The sequence below is a fragment of the Micromonospora endolithica genome (assembly GCF_003626595.1).
In the GTDB taxonomy this organism is placed as follows: Bacteria; Actinomycetota; Actinomycetes; order Mycobacteriales; family Micromonosporaceae; genus Micromonospora; species Micromonospora endolithica.
Genome location: NZ_RBAK01000009.1, coordinates 46,627 through 69,771, shown reverse-complemented (window position 1 = coordinate 69,771; position 23,145 = coordinate 46,627). Strand labels below are relative to the sequence as shown.

The 23,145-nt window shown below is 71.9% G+C and carries 23 protein-coding genes; 7 read left to right on the top strand and 16 right to left on the bottom strand.

Going from position 1 to position 23,145, the window contains the following annotated elements; all coding sequences use genetic code 11:
* Positions 1-3: 3 nt before the first annotated feature.
* The 3 genes from D7223_RS21750 to D7223_RS21740 form a co-directional block, all read right to left on the bottom strand.
* Positions 4-1,062, bottom strand: a complete 1,059-nt coding sequence (locus tag D7223_RS21750) for a PhoH family protein (RefSeq protein ID WP_120730271.1) — start codon at positions 1,060-1,062, stop codon at positions 4-6.
* A gap of 186 nt (positions 1,063-1,248) precedes the next feature.
* Positions 1,249-2,619, bottom strand: coding sequence for a serine hydrolase domain-containing protein (locus D7223_RS21745; RefSeq protein ID WP_120730270.1), 1,371 nt, complete (start codon positions 2,617-2,619; stop codon positions 1,249-1,251).
* Entirely contained in the window at positions 2,616-2,975 is a 360-nt protein-coding gene (locus D7223_RS21740) for a histidine triad nucleotide-binding protein (RefSeq protein ID WP_120730269.1), read from the bottom strand. Before D7223_RS21740 ends, D7223_RS21745 begins: the two co-directional genes overlap by 4 nt.
* A gap of 96 nt (positions 2,976-3,071) precedes the next feature.
* On the opposite strand from D7223_RS21740, the gene D7223_RS21735 reads away from it, so the two are divergent.
* Both D7223_RS21735 and ppk2 read left to right on the top strand, forming a co-directional pair.
* Positions 3,072-3,833: an SDR family NAD(P)-dependent oxidoreductase gene (locus tag D7223_RS21735; protein ID WP_120730268.1), complete on the top strand. Its 762-nt coding sequence runs from the start codon at positions 3,072-3,074 to the stop codon at positions 3,831-3,833.
* Positions 3,834-3,894: 61 nt separating this feature from the next.
* Positions 3,895-4,803, top strand: coding sequence for a polyphosphate kinase 2 (gene ppk2 / locus D7223_RS21730; RefSeq protein WP_238162155.1), 909 nt, complete (start codon positions 3,895-3,897; stop codon positions 4,801-4,803).
* A gap of 101 nt (positions 4,804-4,904) precedes the next feature.
* On the opposite strand, the gene D7223_RS21725 is transcribed toward ppk2, so the two are convergent.
* The 3 genes from D7223_RS21725 to hrcA all read right to left on the bottom strand — a co-directional run bounded on the left by D7223_RS21725 (position 4,905) and on the right by hrcA (position 7,888).
* Entirely contained in the window at positions 4,905-5,639 is a 735-nt protein-coding gene (locus tag D7223_RS21725) for a 16S rRNA (uracil(1498)-N(3))-methyltransferase (protein ID WP_120730266.1), read from the bottom strand.
* 2 nt (positions 5,640-5,641) lie between these two features.
* Complete coding sequence (gene dnaJ, locus D7223_RS21720; protein WP_186832358.1) at positions 5,642-6,790, bottom strand: molecular chaperone DnaJ; 1,149 nt, start codon at positions 6,788-6,790, stop codon at positions 5,642-5,644.
* A 75-nt stretch (positions 6,791-6,865) separates the two neighbouring features.
* Positions 6,866-7,888, bottom strand: a complete 1,023-nt coding sequence (gene hrcA / locus D7223_RS21715; RefSeq protein WP_120730264.1) for a heat-inducible transcriptional repressor HrcA — start codon at positions 7,886-7,888, stop codon at positions 6,866-6,868.
* 254 nt (positions 7,889-8,142) lie between these two features.
* On the opposite strand from hrcA, the gene D7223_RS21710 reads away from it, so the two are divergent.
* The gene (locus D7223_RS21710) at positions 8,143-8,754 is read left to right on the top strand and encodes a DUF4870 domain-containing protein (RefSeq protein ID WP_120730263.1); all 612 of its coding nucleotides are present in this window, start codon (positions 8,143-8,145) and stop codon (positions 8,752-8,754) included.
* A gap of 81 nt (positions 8,755-8,835) precedes the next feature.
* Here D7223_RS21710 and hemW read toward each other — a convergent pair whose 3' ends face one another.
* Positions 8,836-10,059, bottom strand: coding sequence for a radical SAM family heme chaperone HemW (gene hemW, locus D7223_RS21705; protein ID WP_120730262.1), 1,224 nt, complete (start codon positions 10,057-10,059; stop codon positions 8,836-8,838).
* A 20-nt stretch (positions 10,060-10,079) separates the two neighbouring features.
* On the opposite strand from hemW, the gene D7223_RS21700 reads away from it, so the two are divergent.
* From D7223_RS21700 to D7223_RS21685, 3 genes are all read left to right on the top strand, one after another.
* The gene (locus tag D7223_RS21700; protein ID WP_120730261.1) at positions 10,080-10,889 is read left to right on the top strand and encodes an enoyl-CoA hydratase-related protein; all 810 of its coding nucleotides are present in this window, start codon (positions 10,080-10,082) and stop codon (positions 10,887-10,889) included.
* A 244-nt stretch (positions 10,890-11,133) separates the two neighbouring features.
* A complete protein-coding gene (locus D7223_RS21690) occupies positions 11,134-11,991 on the top strand; it encodes a hypothetical protein (RefSeq protein WP_120730260.1) in 858 nt (285 codons plus the stop codon).
* Between the two features lie 218 nt (positions 11,992-12,209).
* The gene (locus D7223_RS21685; protein ID WP_238162154.1) at positions 12,210-13,115 is read left to right on the top strand and encodes a phytanoyl-CoA dioxygenase family protein; all 906 of its coding nucleotides are present in this window, start codon (positions 12,210-12,212) and stop codon (positions 13,113-13,115) included.
* Positions 13,116-13,262: 147 nt separating this feature from the next.
* On the opposite strand, the gene D7223_RS21680 is transcribed toward D7223_RS21685, so the two are convergent.
* From D7223_RS21680 to D7223_RS21640, 9 genes are all read right to left on the bottom strand, one after another.
* On the bottom strand, positions 13,263-13,898 hold the full coding sequence (locus tag D7223_RS21680; protein WP_120730258.1) for an MOSC domain-containing protein: 636 nt from the start codon (positions 13,896-13,898) through the stop codon (positions 13,263-13,265).
* A gap of 132 nt (positions 13,899-14,030) precedes the next feature.
* Positions 14,031-14,852, bottom strand: a complete 822-nt coding sequence (locus tag D7223_RS21675; RefSeq protein ID WP_120730419.1) for a carbohydrate ABC transporter permease — start codon at positions 14,850-14,852, stop codon at positions 14,031-14,033.
* 89 nt (positions 14,853-14,941) lie between these two features.
* Positions 14,942-15,928 (bottom strand): carbohydrate ABC transporter permease, encoded by a 987-nt coding sequence (locus tag D7223_RS21670; protein ID WP_120730257.1) that lies wholly within the window; start codon positions 15,926-15,928, stop codon positions 14,942-14,944.
* Positions 15,925-17,214: a sugar ABC transporter substrate-binding protein gene (locus D7223_RS21665; protein ID WP_120730256.1), complete on the bottom strand. Its 1,290-nt coding sequence runs from the start codon at positions 17,212-17,214 to the stop codon at positions 15,925-15,927. Before D7223_RS21665 ends, D7223_RS21670 begins: the two co-directional genes overlap by 4 nt.
* 217 nt (positions 17,215-17,431) lie before the next feature.
* Entirely contained in the window at positions 17,432-17,719 is a 288-nt protein-coding gene (locus D7223_RS21660) for a GlsB/YeaQ/YmgE family stress response membrane protein (protein ID WP_120730255.1), read from the bottom strand.
* Positions 17,720-18,266: 547 nt separating this feature from the next.
* The gene (locus tag D7223_RS21655) at positions 18,267-18,551 is read right to left on the bottom strand and encodes a GlsB/YeaQ/YmgE family stress response membrane protein (RefSeq protein ID WP_120730254.1); all 285 of its coding nucleotides are present in this window, start codon (positions 18,549-18,551) and stop codon (positions 18,267-18,269) included.
* Positions 18,552-18,847: 296 nt separating this feature from the next.
* On the bottom strand, positions 18,848-20,725 hold the full coding sequence (gene lepA / locus D7223_RS21650) for a translation elongation factor 4 (protein WP_120730253.1): 1,878 nt from the start codon (positions 20,723-20,725) through the stop codon (positions 18,848-18,850).
* 161 nt (positions 20,726-20,886) lie between these two features.
* Positions 20,887-21,423, bottom strand: a complete 537-nt coding sequence (locus D7223_RS21645) for a DUF4240 domain-containing protein (protein ID WP_120730252.1) — start codon at positions 21,421-21,423, stop codon at positions 20,887-20,889.
* Entirely contained in the window at positions 21,420-22,043 is a 624-nt protein-coding gene (locus D7223_RS21640) for a DUF4240 domain-containing protein (protein WP_158610921.1), read from the bottom strand. The genes D7223_RS21645 and D7223_RS21640 overlap by 4 nt, the downstream gene beginning before the upstream one ends.
* A gap of 42 nt (positions 22,044-22,085) precedes the next feature.
* On the opposite strand from D7223_RS21640, the gene D7223_RS21635 reads away from it, so the two are divergent.
* Entirely contained in the window at positions 22,086-23,054 is a 969-nt protein-coding gene (locus D7223_RS21635; protein WP_120730250.1) for a phosphotransferase family protein, read from the top strand.
* Positions 23,055-23,145 lie beyond the last annotated feature (91 nt).

The following is a 23,145-nucleotide window of genomic DNA, read 5'->3' as shown; positions in this document are numbered from 1 at the left end:
CCTCTAGCGGCGCCGGCCGGCCCGGCCGCCCTGGGCGGACCGCCCCGGCACGGCGTGCACGCCCTGCGCCTGCTGGTTCTCCCGCTCGGCGTCCCAGCGGGCGTACGCGTCGACGATCTCCCCGACCAGCCGGTGTCGCACCACGTCGGAGCTGGAGAGCTGGGCGAAGTGGACGTCCTCGACGTTTTCCAGGATGTCCCGGACCACCCGCAGCCCGCTGGTCGTCCCGCCGGGAAGGTCCACCTGGGTGACGTCACCGGTCACCACGATCTTGGAACCGAAGCCGAGCCGGGTGAGGAACATCTTCATCTGCTCGGGCGTGGTGTTCTGCGCCTCGTCCAGGATGATGAACGCGTCATTGAGGGTCCGGCCCCTCATGTACGCCAGGGGGGCGACCTCGATCGTGCCGGCCGCCATCAGCTTCGGGATCGACTCCGGGTCGAGCATGTCGTGCAGCGCGTCGTAGAGCGGGCGCAGGTAGGGGTCGATCTTCTCGTTGAGCGTCCCGGGCAGGAAGCCGAGCCGCTCCCCCGCCTCGACCGCCGGCCGGGTGAGGATGATCCGGTTGACCTGCTTGGCCTGGAGCGCCTGGACCGCCTTCGCCATGGCCAGGTAGGTCTTGCCGGTGCCGGCCGGACCGATGCCGAAGACGATGGTGTGCGTGTCGATCGAGTCGACGTATTTCTTCTGCCCGAGCGTCTTCGGGCGGATGGTGCGGCCGCGCCGGGAGAGGATGTTGAGCGTCAGGACCTCGGCGGGTCGCTCGGCGCCGCCCTGCTCGAGCATGCCGACGGTACGCCGGACGGCGTCAGTGGTCAGGGTCTCGCCTTTCTCGATGAGTTCGAGCAGCTCACTGAAGAGTCGCTCGGCGAGGGCGTTGTCCGCGGGGGTGCCGGTGATCGTGATCTCGTTGCCCCGCACGTGCACGTCGCTGGTGACCGAGCGCTCGACCAGTCGCAGGATCTCGTCACCCGCGCCGAGCAGGTTAACCATGATCTTGGAATCCGGGACGGTGATCCTGGTCTGCACCCGGGGCGGGCCGGGAGGTGGGGTGCCGGTCATAGGTCGGGCCGAAGGGCCCTGCGCCACCTGCTCTCGATCTCGGCGCCGGGCCTGCTGGCGCGGCGTGCGGACGTTACACCCATCGTATCGGTTCAACGGCGGCGGCACCGCGCTCATTTCCGCCGCCCCGGACGGCCGGCATGTTCACTGGGCGGCCCCACCCCGGACGCCCGGGACCGCCCCGGTTCAGGACCGGAAATCGTACCCGTCGAAGGACTCCTGGCGGCGGGTGAAGCGGTAGGTCGCCCAGTGCATCCGGGTCACCACGCCGGAGTCGTCCCGGGTCAACCGGAGCAACTCGCCGACCTCCCGACCGGAGACGGTCCGGTACACGTCCGGGCGGTCCGGCAGCGGGGCGAACACCGCCGGGGGTTTGCCCGCCGGGTCGCCCGCGCCCCGGGCCCGCAGCGTGCCGTCGTGCCAGGAGAAGACGTACTCGAAGCCCTCGCCCCACCAGCGGCCGAGCAGTCCGCGTACCTCCGGCGGGGCGGGCGGACCGGCCCGCCACGGCACGACGTCGGCCGGGTCGCGCTCGACCGCCGCCGCGAGCAGGCGGTGCGGAAGGTCGAAGACCTCCGCCGCGGTGCCCGACGAACCGAACACCGCCGCGCCCATCGCGCCGGCCGTGCCCTCCCCGCCGCGCCGGCCGTAGACGGCGGCCAGGAAGCCGGGCATCGCGCCGTCGTGGCCGACGTGCACGACCCGGTCACCTTGTGGGACCAGGATCAGGCCCAGCCCGAAGCCGCCGGACCAGAGCGTCTCGTCGGTGACCGTCAGCGGCCACCGCATCTCGTCGAGGGTGGTCGGGGCGAGGACGGCGCCCTCCGGGTCGAGCGCCGCCGGGTCGGCGAGGAAGGCCGCCCAGCGGGCCATGTCGGTCGCCGTGCTCCACAACTGCGCCGCCGGCGAGACCGCGCCGAAGTCGGTGGGTTGCTCCGGGTGGGCCTGGTCGGAGTACGCGTCGACGAGGAAGCCGGTGGCCGCGGTGGGCCCGGGAGTGACCGTGGTGCCGGTCAGCCCGAGCGGGCCGAGCACCCGCTCGTCCAGCACCTCCGCCCAGGTGCCGCCGCGCAGCCGGCCCACCAGCCGGCCGAGCAGCGCCATGCCCAGGTTCGAGTAGTGGTAGCGGCGGCCGGTCGGCAGCACCCGCTCGGCGCGCGCCAGCTCGGCCAGGAACGCCTCGGCGTCCGGCGCGCGCAGCGTGTCCCACACGTCGCCGTACGGCTCGCGTTGCAGGCCGGAGGTGTGCGACAGCAGGCGGCGCACGGTCAGCTCCCCGTGTGCCGGTAGCTCCAGGTGACGCTCCAGCGGGTCGTCCAGGTCGAGCAGCCCGTCGTCGCGGCACTGGAGGGTGAGCACCGCGGTGAACGTCTTGGTGACCGAGCCGATCCGGAAGGCCGTCTCCGGGCCGAGCGTGGTGCCGTTGCCGGTCTCCCCCACCTGGCAGGTCCAGAGCGGCCGGTCCGCGCGGTGCAACGCCGCCGCGACCGCCGGCACCCGGCCGTCCGCCTGCACCCGGCGCACCATCCGGGTCAGGTGCGCGGAGACCTCCGTCACGCCATGTCCCGGGCCAGCATCGGTCCCAGCGGCGCACCGCCGAGCACGTGCGCGTGCACGTGGAAAACCTCCTGGCCGCCGTACGCGCCGGTGTTGAACATCAGCCGGAAACCGTCGCCGAGCAGCCCCTCGTCCTCGGCCACGGCGGCGGCCGTGGCCAGCAGCTCCCCGGCGAGCGCCGGGTCGCCCTGGCCGAGGGTCGCCACATCGGCGTAGTGCTCCTTCGGGATCACCAGCACGTGCACCGGCGCCTTCGGATCGATGTCCCGGAACGCCAGCGTGGTGGCGGTCTCCCGGACGACGGTGGCCGGGATCTCCCCGGCGACGATGCGGCAGAAAAGACAGTCGTTTCCCACCCGGGCAGTGTAAGGAAGGGCCCCCGCTTAACGCCTCCGGTAGAGCAGGGGCCCCTTGTTAACACCCGTCGCCCGCGCTGCGGCAGGATGACCGGCGTGACTTCACGGGCGGTGCTGGTGACGGGGGCCTCGCGGGGCATCGGGCGGGCGGTGGCGGCGGCGTTCGCGACCGGGGGCGACCGGGTGGCCATCCACCACCGCGACTCCGCGGACCTCGCCGAGGCGCTGCGCGCGGACCTGCCCGGCGACGGTCACGTCGTGGTCCGCGCGGACCTCGCCGACCCGGACGCGGTACGGGAGATGGTGGACGACGCCGCAGGCCGGCTCGGCGGGCTCGACGTGCTGGTCAACAACGCCGGCGTGTTCGGGCCGGCGGACCCGCCGCACCCGGTGTTCGGCAGCTCCTACGAGCAGTGGCGCCAGCGTTGGCGGGAGGTGCTGGACACCAACCTGTTCGGCGCGGCGAACGCCTCCTGGTGCGCGGCCCAGCACATGCGCGAGCGGGGCGGGCGGATCGTCAACGTCTCCTCCCGGGGCGCCTTCCGGGGCGAGCCGGCCAATCCGGCGTACGGGGCGAGCAAGGCGGGGCTCAACGCGCTGGGCCAGTCGCTGGCGGTGGCCCTCGCGCCGTACGGCATCGCGGTCGCCACGGTCGCGCCCGGCTTCGTGGAGACCGACATGACCAACGAGCACCTGAAGTCGCCGCGCGGCGAGGCGGTCCGGGCGCAGAGCCCGTTCGGCAGGGTAGCCCGGCCGGAGGAGATCGCCGCGGCGGTGCACTGGCTGGCGTCGCCGCAGGCGCAGTGGGCCTCGGGCACGATCGTCGACCTCAACGGCGCGTCGTACCTGCGCAGTTGACAGCAAACTGACAGCCGGCGCGATGTCGGATGGGGTGTCTTCCAGGGTAAGGGTCTCCGACATGGCCGACACCGTGCTGGACCTCGCCGCCGACTACCGTGTGCTCGACGGCCACGACGACGATCCCGTCCTGCTCAACCCGGACGGCAGCCCGGTGGACACCTGGCGCGAGGACTACCCGTACGACGAGCGGATGGACCGCGACGAGTACGACCAGCAGAAGCGGCTGCTCCAGATCGAGCTGCTCAAGCTCCAGGAGTGGATCGAGGAGTCGGGCGAGCGGCTGGTGATCCTCTTCGAGGGCCGCGACGCCGCCGGCAAGGGCGGCACCATCAAGCGGTTCATGGAACACCTCAACCCGCGCGGCGCCAAGGTGGTGGCCCTGGTCAAGCCGAACGAGCGGGAGTCCACCCAGTGGTACTTCCAGCGCTGGCTGGCACACCTGCCGGCGGCCGGGGAGATCGTGCTGTTCGACCGGTCCTGGTACAACCGGGCCGGCGTGGAGCGGGTGATGGGCTTCTGCACCCGCCGGGAATACCTGGAGTTCCTCCGGCAGGCCCCGGAGTTGGAGCGGATGCTGACCCGCTCGGGCATCCGGCTGGTCAAGTTCTGGTTCTCGGTGTCCCAGAACGAGCAGCGCACCCGCTTCGCCGTCCGCCAGGTCGACCCGGTACGCCAGTGGAAGCTCTCGCCGATGGACATCGCCTCGCTGGACAGGTGGGACGACTACACCGAGGCGAAGGAGGCGATGTTCTTCTGGACCGACACCGCCGACGCGCCGTGGACGGTGGTGAAGAGCAACGACAAGAAGCGGGCCCGGCTGGAGGCGATGCGGCACGTGCTGAACCGTTTCGACTACGCCGGCAAGGACCTCGAGGTGGTGGGCACACCGGATCCGCTGATCGTCGGCCCGGCCGGGCTGGACCTGCGCCCGGACGACCAACCGGTCCAGGTCTTCCCCCGCCCGTGAGGCGTTAAGCGGGGGCCCTTCCTCTACCCCAGGCGTTAATAGGGGGCCCTTCCTTACACCCCTTCCTTACACCCCCTTCCTTACACCCCTTCCTTGCACCGCTACCAGCGGTGGAGGCGGGCGGACAGCACCGACAGCGCGGCCACCCCGGCGGTGGAGGTACGCAGCACGGACGGTCCGAGCCGCACCGGCCGGGCGCCGGCAGCGGCGAAGCCGTCCAGCTCGGCCTGGGTGATGCCGCCCTCCGGGCCGACCACCAGCACGATCTCGCCAGCGTCCGGCAGCGGCGCCACGGTCAGCGGTTCCTCGGCCTCCTCGTGTAGCACGAACGCGCCGGCCGCACCGGCGATGCGGCGACCCACCTGGGTGGTCGACTCGTCCGGTGCGCCGGCCACCACCGGCAGCCACGCCCGGCGGGCCTGCTTGGCGGCCTCCCGGGCGGTGGACGCCCATTTCTCCCGCGCCCGTACGCCCCGCTCGCCGCGCCACTGGGTCACCGAACGGGCGGCGGCCCAGGGCACGATCTCGTCCACGCCCACCTCGGTCATCGCCTGCACGGCCAGCTCACCCCGGTCGCCCTTGGCGATGCCCTGCACCACCACGAGACGGGGGACGGGCGCGTCGACGTACCCCCGGGAGACCACCTCCAGGTCGAGGGTGCCCCGGCCGACGGCGGTGACCGTGGCGGCGGCCGTGCCGCCCCGCCCGTCGGCGAGCAGCAGCTCCTCGCCGACGCGTAGCCGCTGCACGGTGGCGGCGTGGTGCCCCTCCGGGCCGTCCAGCACCAGCTGGTCGGCCGCGGGCAACGCCTCGACCAGGAACAGGGGCGCGGACACGGTCAGGGGTGACCGTTGAACGCGTCGCGCATCCGGGAGAAGAAGCCGCCCTGCTTGGTCAGCTCGGCGACCTCCTCGCCCCGCGTCTTGGCGAACTCGCGGAGCATCCGCTCCTGGTCCGCGTCGAGCTTGGTCGGGGTCCGCACGTCGAGGTGGACGTAGAGGTCGCCCCGGCCGGTGCCGCGCAGGTGGGGTACGCCCCGGGCGCGCAGCCGCAGGGTGCTGCCCGGCTGGGTGCCGGCCTTGACGTCGAGCGTCTCGTCGCTGTCCAACGTCTTGATGGTCAGCCGGGTGCCCAGCGCGGCGGCGGTCATCGGCACGGTCACCCGGCAGTGCAGGTCGTCGCCCTTGCGGGAGAAGACGTCGTGCGGGCGCTCGTGGATCTCCACGTAGAGGTCGCCGGCGGTGCCCCCACCGGGGCCCACCTCGCCCTGCTGCGCGAGCCGGATCCGCATGCCGTCCTCGACCCCGGCGGGGATCTTGACGGTCAGCGAGCGGCGGGTGCGCACCCGGCCGTCGCCGGCGCAGGTCGGGCAGGGGTGCGGGATGGTGGTGCCGTAGCCCTGGCAGACGGTGCACGGCCGGGCGGAGACCACCTGGCCGAGGAAGGTGCGCTGCACCGACTGGACCTCGCCCCGGCCGCCGCACGCCTCGCAGGTGGCCAGGTGGGTGCCGGCGGCCGTGCCGGCGCCGGAGCAGGTGGTGCAGAGCACGGCGGTGTCGACGGTGATCGGCGCCTCGACGCCGAACGCGGTCTCCTGGAGGTCGAGTTCCAGGCGCAGGATCGCGTCGGCGCCCGGCCGGGTACGCGGACGCGGCCCCCGGGCGCCACCGGCGGCGCCACCGAAGAACGCGTCCATGATGTCCTGGAAGCCGACGAACGGCCCCGCCCCACCGGGGCCGCCCGGCCCACCGGCACCCCCGCCGCCACCCGGTGCCAGCGGGTCACCGCCCAGGTCGACGATCTGCCGCTTCCGATCGTCCGAGAGGACCTCGTACGCGGCGTTGATGTCCTTGAACTTCTCCTGGGCCTCCGGATCCGGATTGACGTCCGGGTGGAACTGGCGCGCCAGCTTGCGGTAGGCGCGCTTGATCTCGTCGTCGGAGGCTTCCCGGCTCACACCGAGGATGCCGTAGTAGTCCCTGGCCACTGCGTTCCGTGTCCTCATGTTCGTCTCGCGGTTGCGCCGGTCGTCGGCCTCAAGCCGGCCGTCGGCCCTGACTGGTCAGTTCTGGGCCAGCAGATCGCCCACGTAGCGTGCCACGGCGCGCACCGTGGCGATGGTGCCGGGGTAGTCCATCCGGGTCGGCCCCAGCACACCGAGCCCACCGACGATGGTCGCCCCGGGGCCGTACCCGGTGCTGACCACCGAGGCGGCGCGGAGGTTGTCGACCTCGTTCTCGTCGCCGATCAACACCCGGGTGGTGCTCGGTTCCGCCTCGCCGATCAACTTGAGCAGCACGACCTCCTCCTCCAGCGCCTCCAGGATGGGGCGCAGGGAACCCTGGAAGTCGAGCAGGCCACCTCGGGTCAGATTGGCCGTGCCGGCCAGCGCGATCCGTTCCTCGTGCCGCTCCACCAGCGTTTCCAGCAGCACGGTGGAGAGCGTGGTCATCGCCCCGCGCAGGTGCGGGCCGGCCTCGTCGACCAGGGCCTGCACCAGTGGCGGGGTGTCCGACAGGCGGCTGCCGACCAGCTTCTCGTTGACCAGTCGGCGCAGGTCGGTGACGTCCTCGGCCGGGACCGGCGCGGGCAGCTCGACCAGCCGCTGCTCCACCCGGCCGGTGTCGGCGATCATGACCAGCATCAGGCGGGTGGTGGAGATCGGCACCAGCTCCAGGTGCCGCACCGAGGAGCGGGCGAGCGACGGGTACTGCACGACGGCGACCTGCCGGGTCAGCTGCGCCAGCAGCCGGACCGTGCGGTGCACCACGTCGTCCAGGTCGACCGCGCCGACGAGGAAACGCTCGATCGCCCGGCGCTCGGCCGGGCTCAGCGGCTTGACCCGGGACAACCGGTCGACGAAGAGGCGGTAGCCGCGGTCGGTGGGGACCCGGCCGGCGCTGGTGTGCGGCTGCCGGATGTAGCCCTCCTCCTCCAGCACCGCCATGTCGTTGCGCACGGTCGCCGGCGAGACGCCGAGCTGGTGCCGCTCGACCAGCGCCTTGCTGCCGACCGGCTCCTGGGTGGCGACGTAGTCCTCGACGATCGCCCGCAGCACGGCGAGTTTGCGGTCGTCGAGACCCATCCTCCCCACCTCCTGTCGCACGTCGGGCCGGGCGTGCCGGACGGCCCGGACAGCGGCCTGGCACTCGACTGTAGCGAGTGCCAGTCTACGTCGGCGGGGCCGAGGCCGCGATGATCGATGCCGGACCGCCGGTCCGGGTCCGAGGCCGCCGGGCGGGCCCCCGCGTACGGCGGAATCGCCAGGGCCGATCGTCCGGGCAACCCGGGCGGTGTCGCGCTGGTGCCCGGTTGCCGTCTGCACCTACCGTGACGTCCATGACTGAACCACCTCGCCCTCCCGGCTCGGGGGATCCGGACCCGACCGTGCCGTCGGCCTACCCCGGTCCGCCCGCCGACGAGCCCACCGCACCACTGTCCGGGGCACCGGGCACGGGAGGCTATCCCCCGCCCGGTGGCTATCCGCCACCTCCCGGTGACGCGCCGACGTCAGGCGGCTACCCTCCGCCCGGTGGCTACCCCCCGCCCGGTGGCTACCCGCCGGCCGGTGGATACGGCCCGCCCGCGGGCGGCTACGCCAGCAACGACGACAAGAACTGGGCACTCATCGCGCACTTCGGCGGCGCGCTCGGCGTGATCGTCGGCGGTGGCCTGCTCGGCTGGCTGCCGCCACTGATCGCGATGATGACCCGGGGCCAGCAGTCCCCGGGGCTGCGGGCGCACGCGGTCGCGGCGTTGAACTTCCAGATCACCTGGACCATCGTCTACCTGCTCAGCTGGGTGCTCGCCGGGATCACCTGCGGGCTGCTCTTCTTCGTCCCGCTGATCGTCTGGATCGTCCCGGTCATCTTCGGGATCATCGCCGGCGTCAAGGCCAACGAGGGCACCCTCTACCGCTACCCGATGACCTACTCGTTCGTGAAGCGCTGACACCCGCGCCGGCCGCTCCCCCGGCCGGCGCGATCGGGGTCCGGCCTCCCGTCCGACGGGGCGAGGAGGGGAGACCGGGCCCTACGGCAGCAGGTCGCGGACGACCGCGTCGGCCAGCAACCGGCCGCGCAGGGTGAGCACCGCCCGGCCGGACGCGTACCGGTCCGGGTGGAGCAGCCCGTCGGCGAGCGCCCGCCGGGCACCCGCCCGCCCGGCCTCGTCGAGCGCGTCCAGCGGCAGCCCGGAGGCGAGCCGCAGGCGCAGCATCACGTCCTCCATGTGCGCCTCGTCGGGCCCGAGCACCTCCCGGGCCAGGCCGGGCGACTGCCCGGCCGCCAGGCGCCGCGCGTACGCCGTGGGGTGCTTGACGTTCCACCAGCGCACGCCCCCGACGTGGCTGTGCGCCCCCGGGCCGAGGCCCCACCAGTCCGCGCCGGTCCAGTAGAGCAGGTTGTGCCGGCACCGGGCCGCGTCGCCCCTCGCCCAGTTGGAGACCTCGTACCAGGAGAGACCGGCCGCGCCGAGGGCGGCCTCCGCGGCCAGGTACCGGTCCGCGGCCACGTCGTCGTCGGGGTACGGCAGCTCGCCGCGCTGCATCCGGGCGGCGAGCCGGGTGCCGTCCTCCACGATCAGGGCGTACGCGCTGACGTGGTCCACGCCGGCGGCCACCACCTGGTCGAGGGAGGCGGCGAAGTCCTCCGCGCGCTCCCCCGGCGTGCCGTAGATCAGGTCGAGGTTGACGTGGTCGAACCCGACGTCCCGTGCCTCGCCGGCGGCGGCCACCGCCCGGCCCGCGCTGTGCTTCCGGTCCAGGACCGCCAGCACGCCCGGCGCGGCGGACTGCATGCCCAGCGAGATCCGGGTGTAGCCGGCGGCGCGCAACGTCTTGAGGGACTCGGGGGTCACCGACTCCGGGTTGGCCTCGGTGGTCACCTCGGCGTCGGCGGCCAGCCCCCAGGTGCGGTCGATGCCGTCCAGGATCCGGGCCAGGTCGTCGGCCGGGAGCAGGGTCGGTGTGCCGCCACCGACGAAGACGGTGTCCACCCGGGGCGGCGGGGTGTCGCCGAGCACCCGGGCGGCGAGTGTCAGCTCGGCCAGCACGGTGTCGGCGTACCCCTCCCGGCTCGCCCCACCGCCCAGCTCGGCGGCGGTGTAGGTGTTGAAGTCGCAGTAACCGCACCGACTGGCGCAGAACGGCACGTGCACGTACACCCCGAAGCCACGCGCGCCGACCGCGCGCAGGGCGGTCGGCGGCAGCGACCCGTCGACGGGGACGGATTCGCCTTCTGGAAGGACGCCGGGCATGGGCACTAGTGTGCCCTCACATGACCTCTCCCGACGCGCTCGTGCGGGTCTCCACGGCCCGTGGGGTGACCACCCTCACCCTGGACAGCCCGCACAACCGCAACGCGCTGTCCACCCCGCTGATGACGTCCCTGCTCGCCGGTCTCGCCGAGGCGGTCGCCGACGAGGCCGTCCGGGTGGTCGTGCTGGACCACACCGGCCCGGTCTTCTGTTCCGGCGCGGACCTGAAGGAGACCGCGGCGGCGTACGCCAGCGGGACGGTGCCGGCCGGGATGCTGGGTGACGTCCTCGCGGCCGTGTGGGAGTGCCCGAAGCCGGTGCTGGCCCGGGTAGCCGGCCCGGCGCGGGCCGGCGGGCTCGGCCTGATCGCGGCGGCCGACCTGGCGGTGTGCGCGCAGGAGGCGACGTTCGCCTTCACCGAGGTACGGATCGGCGTGGTCCCGGCGGTGATCTCGGCGACCGTGCTGCCCCGGCTGCACCCGCGGGCCGCCGCCGAGCTGTACCTGACCGGGGACACCTTCGACGGCCGGCGGGCCGCCGAGGTCGGGCTGGTCACCGCCGCGGTGCCCGCCGCCGAGCTGGACGCGGCGGTGGCCCGGTACTGCGACTCGCTGGTCCGAGGCGCCCCGGACGCACTCGCCGGGGCGAAGCAATTGCTGCGCCGCCCACCCGCCGCCGACCTGCGGGCCGAGATCGCCGAGCTGTCCGCGATCTCCACCCGGTACTTCCTGTCCGCGGACGGCATGGAGGGCGTCCTCGCCTTCCGGGAGAAGCGGCCGGCTCGCTGGGTGGCCGCCCTGGACGGGGATTCCGCGGAGGGTGCCGGCTGAGCGAGCCGCTCCCGGGCCGGGCCGGGACCGGGCGGGCCGGGACCGGGCGGGCCGGGACCGGGGCGGGCCGGGACCGGGGCGGGCGGCAGCGGATTCGGGTGAGGGACGCCGGTAATCGGGAACGTGGTCGGCGGTCGGCCGGGTCCGCCGACCGGCGCCACGCCCGGGTGAACGGGCGGGAACCGGTCGGACGACCCGTGTCGGCCGACGGGGGACGTACTCTTGTCGGACTGTCGATGTGGGGGTGCAGGTGCGAACTCGGGCAGTCGTGGCGGGTGGGGTCGTCCTCGTCCTGGTGGCGGTGGTCGGGATCCTCGTCTCGGTCCGGCAGTTCGGGGACAAGCTCCGCCTCCCGTTGAGCAGCCGCACGTGCACCGTGCGGGCGGACGGGACGGTGGCCCTCGACGCGGACCAGATGGCCAACGCGGCGACCATCGCGGCCATCGGCATCCAGCGCGGCATGCCGGAACGGGCGGTGGTGGTGGCGCTGGCCACCGCGTACCAGGAGTCCGGCCTGCGCAACCTCGCCGGCGGCGACCGCGACTCGGTGGGCCTGTTCCAGCAGCGCCCCAGCCAGGGGTGGGGCACGCCGACCGAGATCCGCGACCCCCGGTACGCGGCGAACCGCTTCTACGCGGCGCTGCGCAAGGTGCGCGGCTGGGAGAAGATGCGGGTCACCGACGCGGCGCAGAAGGTGCAGCGCTCCGCCTTCCCGGAGGCGTACCAGAAGTGGGCGGACGAGTCCGAGGTGCTGAGCCGGGCGCTGCTGGGCGAGGCCACCGGCGCGGTCGCCTGCACCGTGGGCGGCGACCCGCTGCGCCGCGGTCAGGTCGCCACGGCCGCCCTGACCCGTGGGCTGGCCCTGGACTGGGGGATGGCGACGAGCGCCGCCGCGGCCGACCTGACCAGCCTGACGGTCGCCGCGGCGGACGAGCGCGGCGGTTGGCGGTACGCGCACTGGCTGGTGTCGCACGCCCAGGACAACGGCGTACGGCGGGTCCGTTTCGCCGCCATGGAGTGGACGGCCGACGGCGGCACCTGGAACGCGGTGGACGGCACCCCGGAGCCCCGGGTGGTCGCCGAGGTCGTGGCCGACGCCTGAACGACCCCGATCTCCTTACCGGCAGTGACCGCACAATCGGTCAAAGGACCTCATAGCTGGCATTTTACCCGCCCTGATTGACCGTGGGTGCTCACCCCGCTCCGTGCGGTTCGCGCCGGGAGCGATACCACGACGGGCGCTCCCCCGCGGCCGAATCGGCACGTTACGATCGGCGGCCTGTGCCAGAAATGGTTTCACCTCATGGGGAGGGGTACGACGTGGCCTTCGACTACGGCGACCGCACCGGTTACGAACCGATCAGCGACACCGACCGCAAGGAGTTCCACGAGCAGGGCTTCCTTCTGCTGCGCAACGTCCTGACCGAGGACCACCGGGCGGCGCTCGAGGCGGCCGTCGACCGCGTCTACGCCGAGGAGCAGGCCAAGGGCAACACCACCAAGGACGGCACCCTGCACCTGCTGGGCTTCCTGGAGCGCGACGAACTCTTCGGCGACCTGCTCACCCACCCGATCGCCTTCCCCTACATGTGGGGCCTGGCCGGCTGGAACATCTACACCCACCACAACCACCTGGACGTCACCCCGCCGGCGCTCGAGCCGGAGAAGCCCTACTGGGGCTGGCACCAGGACGGCTACCGGCAGAACTCCGACCCGGAGACGATGGACCCGAACCTGCCCCGGCCGATGTTCTCGCTGAAGGTGGCGTACGTCCTGTCCGACCTGTCGGAGAACGGCCGCGGCGCGACCAAGGTGATCCCGGGCAGCCACCTGTGGAACTCGCTGCCCCGCCCGAAGGACACCTCGGTGCACAACCCGGACCCGGAGGGCACGGTGGAGATCACCGCGAACCCCGGCGACGCCTTCATCTTCGACCGCCGGCAGTGGCACTCCCGCTCGACGAACCTGTCGACGATCACCCGCAAGATGCTCTTCGTCGGCTACACCTACCGGTGGATCCGCCCGCTCGACGAACTGCACATCGACACCGACGGCGAGTGGTGGGCCAACCGCACGCCGGTCCAGCGCCAGCTCTGCGGTGAGGGCACCCACACCGCGAACTACTGGGGCATCAACTGGGACGGCTACATCGACGACGAGATCCCGCTGCGCAAGGAACTCAAGCAGCGCAACCTCCTCGACCGCAACGTCCCCTGGCTCCGCTGAGGGTGTAAGGAAGGGCCCCCCGTTAACGCCTGGCGTTGTACCGGGGGCCCTTCTTAACGTCCACCCCCGCCGGGAAGCAGCGGCGGGCGCGGCGGCGGGCCCGGCACGGTGGAGGGCTGGGCGCGGCAGGTGGGGGCGAGGCGGACGCTAGGCGCGTACCCGGCGACGGGCCTTCTCCCGGATCGCGTCCGGCAGGTCCTCGACGTCCAGCAGTCGGGGCAGCAGCTGCGGCTCCAGGTGCAGCGCCCGGAACACCTCACCGATCGTCACCCCGTGCGCCGGCCGGTCCACCACCTCGACCGGGTCGCCCGCGCCGATCTCGCCCTCGACGAGCACCCGCAGGTACGCCCCCGGCGTCGCCCGCGCGGTGAACCGCTTGATCAGGTCCGGCATGCCCCAGAAGCCGGCGAACGTCGTGCACGGCGTACGCGGTTTGGTCACCTGAAGCACGGCGGACCCGACACTCCACTGCTCGCCGATCACCGCACCGGTCACGTCGACCGCCCAGGTGGTGAGGTTCTCGCCGAACCCGCCCGGCCGGATGCCACGGCCGATCTCCGCCGCCCACCAGGCCGCGTCCTCCTCGGCGTACGCGTAGACCGCCTGCTCTGGGCCCCCGTGGTGGGCGCGCTCGCCGATGAAGTCGCCGGCCAGTCCACCGAGGCCGACCATGACCGGACCGTCCACCGGACGCTTGTCGATGCCGCTGCGACCGCTCGCGTCGCCGGCCCAGGCCGCCTCGGTCACGATGCCGAGGTTCACCGCTGCCACCCTGCCTGTCATGGCGGTCAGCCTAGTTCGCGCCGGGGCCAGGGCCGCGGCAGCGTGGTGCGGCAGCGCCGGCATGCTCCGCCCGTTGTTAGGAAGGGACCCTTCTACAACGCCAGGCGTTAACAAGGGTCCCTTCCTTACACCTCAGCCCTTGACGGCGCCGGCCACCAGGCCGGAGACCATCTTCCGCTGCACCAGCAGGAAGAAGACGATCACCGGGAGGGTGAAGATGGTGGAGGCCGCCATGACCGGTCCCCAGGCGGTGTCGTCCCGCCCGAAGAAGAAGGTCATCGCCACCGGCAGCGTGTAGCGGTCCTGGTCGTTGATGAACGTCAACGCGAAGATCAGCTCGTTCCAGGCGGTGATGAACGAGAAGATGCTGGTCGCCACCAGGCCGGGCGCGACCAGCGGGAACAGGATGCGGCGGAAGATCTGGGCCCGGCTCGCGCCGTCGATCGCCGCCGCCTCCTCCAGTTCCTTCGGCACCGCCGCGACGAAGCCGCGCAGCATCCAGACCGCGAAGGGCAGCGAGAAACCGAGGTACGTGAGGATGAGGCTGGGCAGCGTGTTGTAGAGCCCGAGCCGCTGGATCATCAGGAACAGCGGGATGACCAGCGCCTCCAGCGGGATCATCTGGACCACCAGCAGCATGATCAGGAAGCTGGTCCGCAGGGTGAACCGGAACCGGGCCACCGCGGTCGCCGCCAGCAGCGCGACCAGCCCACTGAGCACCACCGTGGCCACCGCGACCAGCACGCTGTTGAGGAAGAAGTCGGCGAAGGTCACTCCCGGGATCAGGTTCCCGGTGAGGATCTCCCGGTAGTGCTCCAGGGTGGGCTCGGCCGGGACCGGCCGGGGCGTACTGGAGAAGATCTCCGAACTCGGCTTCAGCGAGGTGGCGATCATCCAGTAGACCGGGAAGGCGGCGAAGAGCGCCACCAGCAGCCCGGCCCCGTTGAGGGCGATCCGCCGCGCGCGGCGCGTCCCCCGGCCGCCGCCGGCCCGCGTCCCGGTCGTCGATCCCGCCGGTGCCACGATCTCGGCCGCTGCCCGGGTCACGCGTCCTCCTCCTGCTTGAGCACCATCCGGACGTACAGGCCGGTCACCACCAGCAGGATCAGGGTGAGGATCACCGCGATCGCCGCGCCCAGGCCGTACTTCGGCGGTGGCGAGAACGCCTCCGCGTACGAGTAGACGGAGAGCATGAAGGTGGGCCGGTCCTGGGTGCCGCCGGCCAGGACGTAGTACTGGGTGAAGACCTTGAAGTCCCAGATGGTGGAGAGCACGATCAGGATGCCGAAGACCGGACGCAGCAACGGGACGGTGATCTTCCAGAACGCCTTCCACGGTCCCGCGCCGTCGACCCGGGCCGCCTCGTGCAGCTCGCTCGGCACGCTCTTCAGGCCGGCCAGCACGCTGACCGCGATGAACGGGAACGAGTGCCAGACCACCACCAGGGTGAGGATGGCGAAGAACAGCAGTGGTGAGTTGAACCAGCCGTAGCCGGTCCAGTCGGTGCGCCCGAACAGTGCCTGCGACAGCCCGTCGGGCAGCGCGTTGAAGAACCAGGTGACCAGGCCGCTGGTGTCGTCGAAAATCCACTTCCAGACGATGGTGCCGGTCAGCGCCGGAGTGGCCCACGCCAACATCACGCAGCTGGCCACGAACGCCGCCATCCGCCGGCCCAGCCGGTTGAGCAGCAGCCCGACCAGGGTGCCGAGGATCATGGTCAGCACCACGTTGGCCGCCGCGAACAGCACCGTGTTGCGCAGCACCGTCCAGAAGAACGGGTCACCCAGGACGTCGGCGTAGTTGCCCAGACCGGCCCACGGCCAGTCGCGGTCGCCGCGCAACTGGCGGACGTTGTCCAGCTTGAAGAACGACATCACCACCACCTGGCCGAGCGGCCAGAGCAGCAGTACGCCGATGATCACCGAGCCGGGCAGGAGCAGCAGGTAGGGGAGGCGGTCCACCGGGCGACGCCGCCGCGCGGGGGTCTCCCGCGCGGCGGTCGTCTCCGGCACCTCGGTCAGCGTGGTCACTTGGCGTTGAGGATGCTTTCCATCTCCGCGGCCGCGTCGGCGGTGGCCTTCTCGACCGTCTTCTGACCCTTCATGACCGAGCTGTTCATCGCCTGGGTCACCGTCTTGTTCCGGCTGACCTCCACCCACTTCGGGGTGAGCGGCGTGAGCTTGGTGCTCTTCAGCGTGGTGGCGAACGCCGCCATCACCTTGTCGTTGGCGTACTTGTCGCCACCCACCAGGTCCTGGTAGACGGGGAAGAAGCCGAGACTGTCGGCGAAGGCCTGGTCGTTCTTCTTGCTGAGCAGCACGGTGAGGTAGTCCCAGGCGAGATCCTTGCGCTCGCTGTCCTCCCAGAGGGCGAGGTCGGAACCACCGGCGAAACCGGGGGCCGGCTGACCGGCCGGGCCGGGGATCGGGAACGTACCCCAGACCTTCTCGATCTCGGGGTTGTCCTTCTTGATGGCGCCCTGCTGCCAGCTCCCGGCGAACGCCATCGCGGCCTTGCCGGTGGCGAACTGGGTCCGGGCGTCGATCTCGTTCCAACCGGCGGCGGCCGGCGGCGCCACCTTGTGCACGGTCACCAGGTCGGTCCAGAACTTGACCGCCTTCTGGGCCTCGGGCGTGTTGTAGCCGGACTTCCAGGTGTCACCGTCCTTGGTGGCGATCTCCGCGCCGGCGCCCCAGAGGAAGGAGTAGAAGGGCAGCTCGGAGTTGCCCGGCAGGGCCAGGCCGTAGGTGCCCGGCTTCTTCGCCTGCACGGCCTTCGCCACGCTGACCAGTTCCTCCCAGTTCGTCGGCGGCTTGACGCCCGCCTCGGCGAACCAGTCGGTCCGGTAGTAGATGGCCCGCACCCCGGCGTACCACGGCACGCCGTACTGCTTGCCGTCGAGCTGGGCGTTCTTGACCAGGTCCGGCAGGATGTCCTTGCCCTCGGCCCAGCCGTTCATCCGCCCGGAGATGTCGGCGAGCGCCTCCTGCGCCGCCCAGCCCTGGGTCTCGGTGTTGCCCAGCTCGGTGATGTCCGGCCCCTCGCCGCCGGCGAGCGCGGCCTGGAACTTCTTGGGCGCCTCGAGCCAGGGAATGTACTGGACCACCACGTCGGTGTCCGGGTGCTTCTGCCGGAACTCGGTCTCGACGCCGTCGAGGAACGAGGTCTGCGCCTCGCTGCCCTCGCCCATCATCCACACCGTCAGCTTGCTGTTGTCGGCGGCTTCGTCATCACCGGAACCACCGCAACCGGCCAGCACCATCGCGGCCGATGCCACGACGGCGGTGACCGGGGCCAGCCGCTTCCACCTGTTCACGCCACATCTCCCTCGCGCCGCTTGGCACTAACCTTCTCCGCCGCACCCTAGTAGGAAAAATTCCTTTACGACAGTGGGGACGTCCGGTGAAGCGAGGGCGACGGTACCGCAGACGACCGGACCGGGCCCGCCGGGTATCGGGGCAAAAGGGGCCATGGAGACATGAAAGGGCGCCCGACCTTCCGGTCGGGCGCCCTTTGTTCAGGCTGTGCGAGATTTACCGGTGGGTCACGCCCCGCCGGCGACCGCCGACACCGGCGACCAGGGCCACCGCGATCGCGGCGAGCGCGATCTGGAGCAGCAGCTCACGCCAGTCGATCCCGGAGGTCTCGGCGAAGCCCGACGCGCGGGCGATCACGGTACCCAGCAGCGCGGCGGCGACACCGATCACCATGTGCAGCCAGATCGGCATGTTCTGCCGTCCCGGTACGACCAGGCGGCCCAGCGCGCCGATGATCAGACCGACGATCAGCGCGGTGATGATGCCCCAGACGGTCAGCTCCACGGTCGTTCTCCTTCACGAGAAATGATGAGTCTGTGTGGTTGTCGTTCCTGTGCTGACGGATCAATTCCCGGTCGGCCGAAAATCCAAACCGACTTCGTGGTACGTCGAACCCGAGAACCTCCCAGACACCCCACCAACGACGCCGTCGGGCGGTCGACGACCGCCGCAGGAAGCGCCGCACGGCCCGGGGACCCAGCGGGTACGGCCCGGCGGCCCGACCGCGACACGGCCCGACCCGTTGGCTCGACGCACGCCCAGGGACGGCGGACAGTCGGTCGGCCATCATTTCTGTCAGAAGTATTCATGTCAGAGAGACATCACGCGCGAGGCCGTCATGCCAAGCACACGGCAGCAGCCGCTTCGCGGAAGCAGCGTGATCCCAGCAGCCCGGCGTCGCGGAAGCAACCCGGTCGCGGACCGGGCGGGACGCGGACGTACGACCCCGGGACGGCGTCCAGATGCACCACGGGCGCCCGACCAGGTGGTCGGGCGCCCGTGGTGGAGGTTCAGTTGTCCGCCGTCACCGGCGGGGTGAGGCTGCGCCGCGTCAGTGGGTGAGGCTGCGCCGCCGGCCAACACCGGCGACCAGGGCCACCGCGATGGCGGCCAGGACCACCTGGACGGCCAGCTCGGCCCAGTCGATGCCGGCGGTCACGGTGGCGATACCCATGGCCCGGGCCAGGACGGTGCCCAGCAGCGCGGCGCCGACACCGATCAGCATGTGCAGCCACATCGGCATGTTCTGCCGACCCGGCACGAGCAGACGGCCCAGCGCGCCGACGATGAGACCAACGACGAGCGCGGTGACGATGCCCCAGACGGTCAACTCCATGGTCGCTCTCCCTACGTACTGTTATCTCCGTTTTTGTGGCGTTCCTGCCGTGCCGACGAAGATTCCCGGTCCGCCGAAAATCCAAACCGACCGGATCCACATGAGCACTGCCAATCGTCGATGGGCCCGCCCGCCCGGAGCGGGCGTCGCCCCAGGTGAGACCGGGTGTGACCGGTCATTGGCCGCGCCCGGACAAGGCCGCAGAAATTTCCACCCGGAGGCGAGTACGCCCCGGGTGACCCGGACCCGTGGGTCCCGGCCGCACCGGGGCGTCGTCGTTCCCGTGGTAAGCGGAGCTACTTCTTGCCGGCCGGCTTACCGCCGTCGGAGTCGGACGAGAGCGCGGCGATGAAGGCTTCCTGGGGAACCTCCACCCGGCCCACCATCTTCATCCGCTTCTTGCCCTCCTTCTGCTTCTCCAGCAGCTTGCGCTTACGGCTGATGTCACCGCCGTAGCACTTGGCGAGCACGTCCTTGCGGATCGCGCGGATGGTCTCCCGGGCGATCACCCGACTGCCGATGGCGGCCTGGATCGGCACCTCGAACTGCTGACGCGGGATGAGGTTGCGCAACTTCGCCGCGATCGAGGTGCCGTAGGTGTACGCCTTGTCCTTGTGCACGATCGCGCTGAACGCGTCCACCGGCTCGCCGTGCAGCAGGATGTCGACCTTCACCAGGTCGGACGCCTGCTCGCCGGAGGGCTCGTAGTCCAGCGAGGCGTACCCCTTGGTCCGGCTCTTGAGCTGGTCGAAGAAGTCGAAGATGATCTCCGCGAGGGGCAGCGTGTAGCGCAGCTCCACCCGGTCGGCGGACAGGTAGTCCATGCCGAGCAGGCTGCCGCGACGTCCCTGGCACAGCTCCATCACCGCGCCGACGTAGTCGTTCGGGGTGAGCACGGTGGCCCGCACCACCGGCTCGTACACTTCGGCGATCTTGCCGGTCGGGTACTCGCTGGGGTTGGTCACCACGATCTCCTCACCGTCGTCGGTGATGGCCCGGTAGACCACGTTCGGCGCGGTGGAGATCAGGTCGAGGTTGTACTCCCGCTCCAGCCGCTCCCGGATGATCTCCAGGTGCAGCAGGCCGAGGAAGCCGCAGCGGAACCCGAATCCGAGCGCGCCGGAGGTCTCCGGCTCGTAGTCGAGCGCGGCGTCGTTGAGCTTGAGCTTGTCCAGCGCCTCGCGCAGGTTCGGGTAGTCCGAGCCGTCGATCGGGTAGAGCCCGGAGTAGACCATCGGCTTCGGGTCCTTGTAGCCCCCCAGCGCCTCGGCCGCCGGCCGGGAGTTGATGGTGACGGTGTCGCCCACCCGGGACTGGCGGACGTCCTTCACGCCGGTGATCAGGTAGCCCACCTCGCCGACGCCGAGCGCGTCGGCCTTCACCATCTCCGGTGAGATGACGCCGATCTCCAGCAGCTCGTGCACCGCGGCGGTGGACATCATCTTGATCCGGTCCCGGGCGCTGATCCGCCCGTCGATGACCCGGACGTAGGTGACCACGCCCCGGTAGACGTCGTAGACCGAGTCGAAGATCATCGCGCGGGCCGGGGCGTCGGCGTCGCCGACCGGTGGGACGAACTGCCGGACGATCTCGTCGAGAAGGTGCGGGACGCCCTCGCCGGTCTTGCCGGAGACCCGGATGCAGTCGGCGGGGTCGCCGCCGATCAGGTGGGCCAGTTCCTCGGCGTACTTCTCCGGCTGGGCGGCCGGCAGGTCGATCTTGTTGAGCACCGGGATGATGCGCAGGTCGTTCTCGAGCGCCAGGTAGAGGTTGGCCAGGGTCTGCGCCTCGATGCCCTGCGCGGCGTCGACCAGCAGCACTGCCCCCTCGCAGGCGGCCAGGGACCGGGACACCTCGTAGGTGAAGTCGACGTGCCCCGGAGTGTCGATCATGTTGAGCACCGCGTGCTCGCCGGCCCGGTCGCCCTCCCGGATGCTCCACGGCATCCGGACGGCCTGGCTCTTGATGGTGATGCCACGCTCGCGCTCGATGTCCATCCGGTCCAGGTACTGCGCGCGCATCTGCCGGGGATCGACCACACCGGTGAGCTGCAACATCCGGTCGGCCAGGGTCGACTTCCCGTGGTCGATGTGGGCGATGATGCCGAAGTTCCGGATGCGACCGGGGTCGGTGGCACCAGGAGCGTTCGCGCCGGGATCGAGCTTCGGTGGCACAGCGGTCCGTTCTGGTCGGCTGACGTGAGCGGGCCGGCGCGACGCCGGCCCCCTCTATGCTCCCACGTCGCCGTGCAAGGTCCGCTGCGCGGGCGATCCCCGGACGAACGTCACCCGCCGGGCACCCCGCCCGACCCGCTCACCCCGCCACCCCGACCCGCTCACTCAGCCGGCGGCTCCACGAACAGGGCGGCCAGCCTCGGCAGCCGCCGACGGGCCTCCTCCTCGTCGTCGAAGTCCCAGAAATCGTTGAGGTCCGGCTCCCGGGCGGCGGCCGGCGCGGCGGGCAGGTCGGTGGCAGTCGCCTTCCGGTATGCCTCCCACGGCGCGGCCAGCATGTCCTCGCACTCGAACTCCTCACCGCTGAGCGCGGCGGCCCGCACCTTCGGCAGCTCGGCCAGCGAGTCCGGGTCGGCGACCGCCCCGGCGAACACATCCCGGCCCTGGGTCATCAGCCAGCCCCGGAAGTATGCGAAGCCGTCGTCGGAGGCACCCCCGTTGATCAGGTAGGCCGCGCCCCACAGGTCGACCCGGTAGGAGGCGGCCAGCACCCGGCTCTGGTGCTGCGCGTACCCGGTGATCTCCTCCGGAGGCAGCTGGGCGAGCAGGGCGACGGTCCGCGCGGCGACCGCGTCCGGCTCGCCACCACCGCCGGAGCGCGCCCGGTCGATCAACTGCCAGAACTGGTCGGTCCTCATGGACTGGCAGTCTCCCAGACGCCCACGCCGGGCTCGGACTCCTCGGCCGGCAGCCGGAACATCGCGGCCAGCCGCGGGTAGCGTCGGCGCAGCTCGGCCGGATCGTCCAGGTCCCACTCCTCGTCGGCCGGGTCGGGTGAAGCCCTCAGCTCGCGTCCCCGCGCCTCGACGGCGGCGTCGAGCGCGTCGGCCGCGCCGGTGATCCGCTCGTAGGCCCGGTCGGCGACGTAGTCCAGCGCCTCCCAGTCGGGCCACTCGTCGTCGTCCCACGCGTCGACCGACCGCCGGGCCAGTCGCCGCACCTGCGGCACGTCGGCCAGCGCGTCCGGGTCGTCGACGACCCGCTCGAAGGTCGACCGACCCAGGCCGACCAGCCACGCCTGGAAGTAGTGGAAACCGTCGTCGGAGCAGAGCCCCGCGCAGACCAACGAGGCCGCGCCCCACAACACCCAGGTGTCGGCCCGGGCCCGGGCCTCGTCCAGCCGCAGCGCGAAGTCGACCGCGTCGTCGGCCGACCGCTCGGCGAGCCGGTCGGTGAGCCACGCCAGCCGCTCGTCGGGGTCGCCGGTGGCGGTGGCGGACGCCTCGACCAACGCCCAGAAATCCTCGGTTCCGATCACCTGGGCAGTATCGCGATGCGGTACGACATCCACCCGGCGACGATGGGGGGCGTGTCCCCGTACCCCGACAGAACCGGACGCCCGGCGTGGTCCGCGCTGCCGGCGGGCCTGCGCGCCGCGGTCGCCGAACGGCTCGGCGGCCCGGTGGTCGCGGTCCGCGCCGCCGCCGACGGCTTCACCAGCGGCTTCGCCGGCGTGCTGCGCACCGCCGGCGGCAACCGGGCCTTCGTCAAGGCCGCGGCGGACGTCGCGCACCCGCACCTGGTCGAGTGGTACGCCCGGGAGTGGGCGATCCTTGACCGGCTGCCGGTGGGCCTGCCGGTCCCCCGCCCGCGCTTCGCCGTGCACGCCGAGGGTTGGTCCGCGTTCGGCGTGGACGCCGTCGACGGCCGGTCACCCCGGGACGCCGACGAGCTGGCCGCCACCCTCGCCGGCTACGCCGACGTCGCCACCGCGCTGGCCGACCCGCCGGTCGACCTGCTCGCCCTGCGCCCACCCCACCTCGCCGACCTGGCCCGTGACGACCTCCTCCGCTGGGGCGACGTCGCCGCCGGCCGGGAGCCGTTCCCGGCGCTGCCGGCACCGCTGCGGCACCGGCTGCCCGAGTTGGTCGCGTTGGAGTCGCGCCTGCCCGCGTACGCCGCCACGCCCGGCCTCGTGCACGGCGACCTGCGCCCGGACAACGTCCTGATCGACCCGGCCGGCCGCGCCTGGTTCTGCGACTGGACGTGGCTCAGCCACGGGCCGGCCTGGTTCGATCTGGTGACCCTGCTCCTGCCCCACCACGAGGACCTCGGACCGGCGGTGGACTCCCTGGTGACCGGGCATCCGGCCGCGGCGGGCGCGGCGCCGGACGCGGTGGACGTCACGCTGGCGGCGCTGGCCGGGTACTTCCTCGCCACGGCCGCCGAGCCACCGCCACCGACGGCGTCCCCGGCCCTCCCCGCGCACCAGCGCCGCAACGGGGACCTGGCGCTCGGCTGGCTCGCCCGCCGGCAGGGCTGGGGGTGAGCGGGGACCGCCCCGACGGGTTGCCGGGCCCGTCGACGCGGGTCGTTTTGGCTCGCCGCCAGGCCACCTGGTAACCTGGCTCTTCGCGCAG

What these genes read in the sequence shown, in the direction of transcription:
- hemW (WP_120730262.1), bottom strand. Translation starts at nt 10,059, where the DNA reads ATGCCCGGCGTCCTTCCAGAAGGCGAATCCGTCCCCGTCGACGGGTCG.
- D7223_RS21700 (WP_120730261.1), top strand. Translation starts at nt 10,080, where the DNA reads ATGACCTCTCCCGACGCGCTCGTGCGGGTCTCCACGGCCCGTGGGGTG.
- D7223_RS21655 (WP_120730254.1), bottom strand. Translation starts at nt 18,551, where the DNA reads ATGGAGTTGACCGTCTGGGGCATCGTCACCGCGCTCGTCGTTGGTCTC.
- D7223_RS21680 (WP_120730258.1), bottom strand. Translation starts at nt 13,898, where the DNA reads ATGACAGGCAGGGTGGCAGCGGTGAACCTCGGCATCGTGACCGAGGCG.
- hrcA (WP_120730264.1), bottom strand. Translation starts at nt 7,888, where the DNA reads ATGGGTCTCGACGACCGCAAACTCGCCGTGCTGCGGGCGATCGTCGAG.
- D7223_RS21645 (WP_120730252.1), bottom strand. Translation starts at nt 21,423, where the DNA reads ATGAGGACCGACCAGTTCTGGCAGTTGATCGACCGGGCGCGCTCCGGC.
- D7223_RS21635 (WP_120730250.1), top strand. Translation starts at nt 22,086, where the DNA reads ATGGGGGGCGTGTCCCCGTACCCCGACAGAACCGGACGCCCGGCGTGG.
- D7223_RS21750 (WP_120730271.1), bottom strand. Translation starts at nt 1,062, where the DNA reads ATGACCGGCACCCCACCTCCCGGCCCGCCCCGGGTGCAGACCAGGATC.
- ppk2 (WP_238162155.1), top strand. Translation starts at nt 3,895, where the DNA reads ATGGCCGACACCGTGCTGGACCTCGCCGCCGACTACCGTGTGCTCGAC.
- D7223_RS21710 (WP_120730263.1), top strand. Translation starts at nt 8,143, where the DNA reads ATGACTGAACCACCTCGCCCTCCCGGCTCGGGGGATCCGGACCCGACC.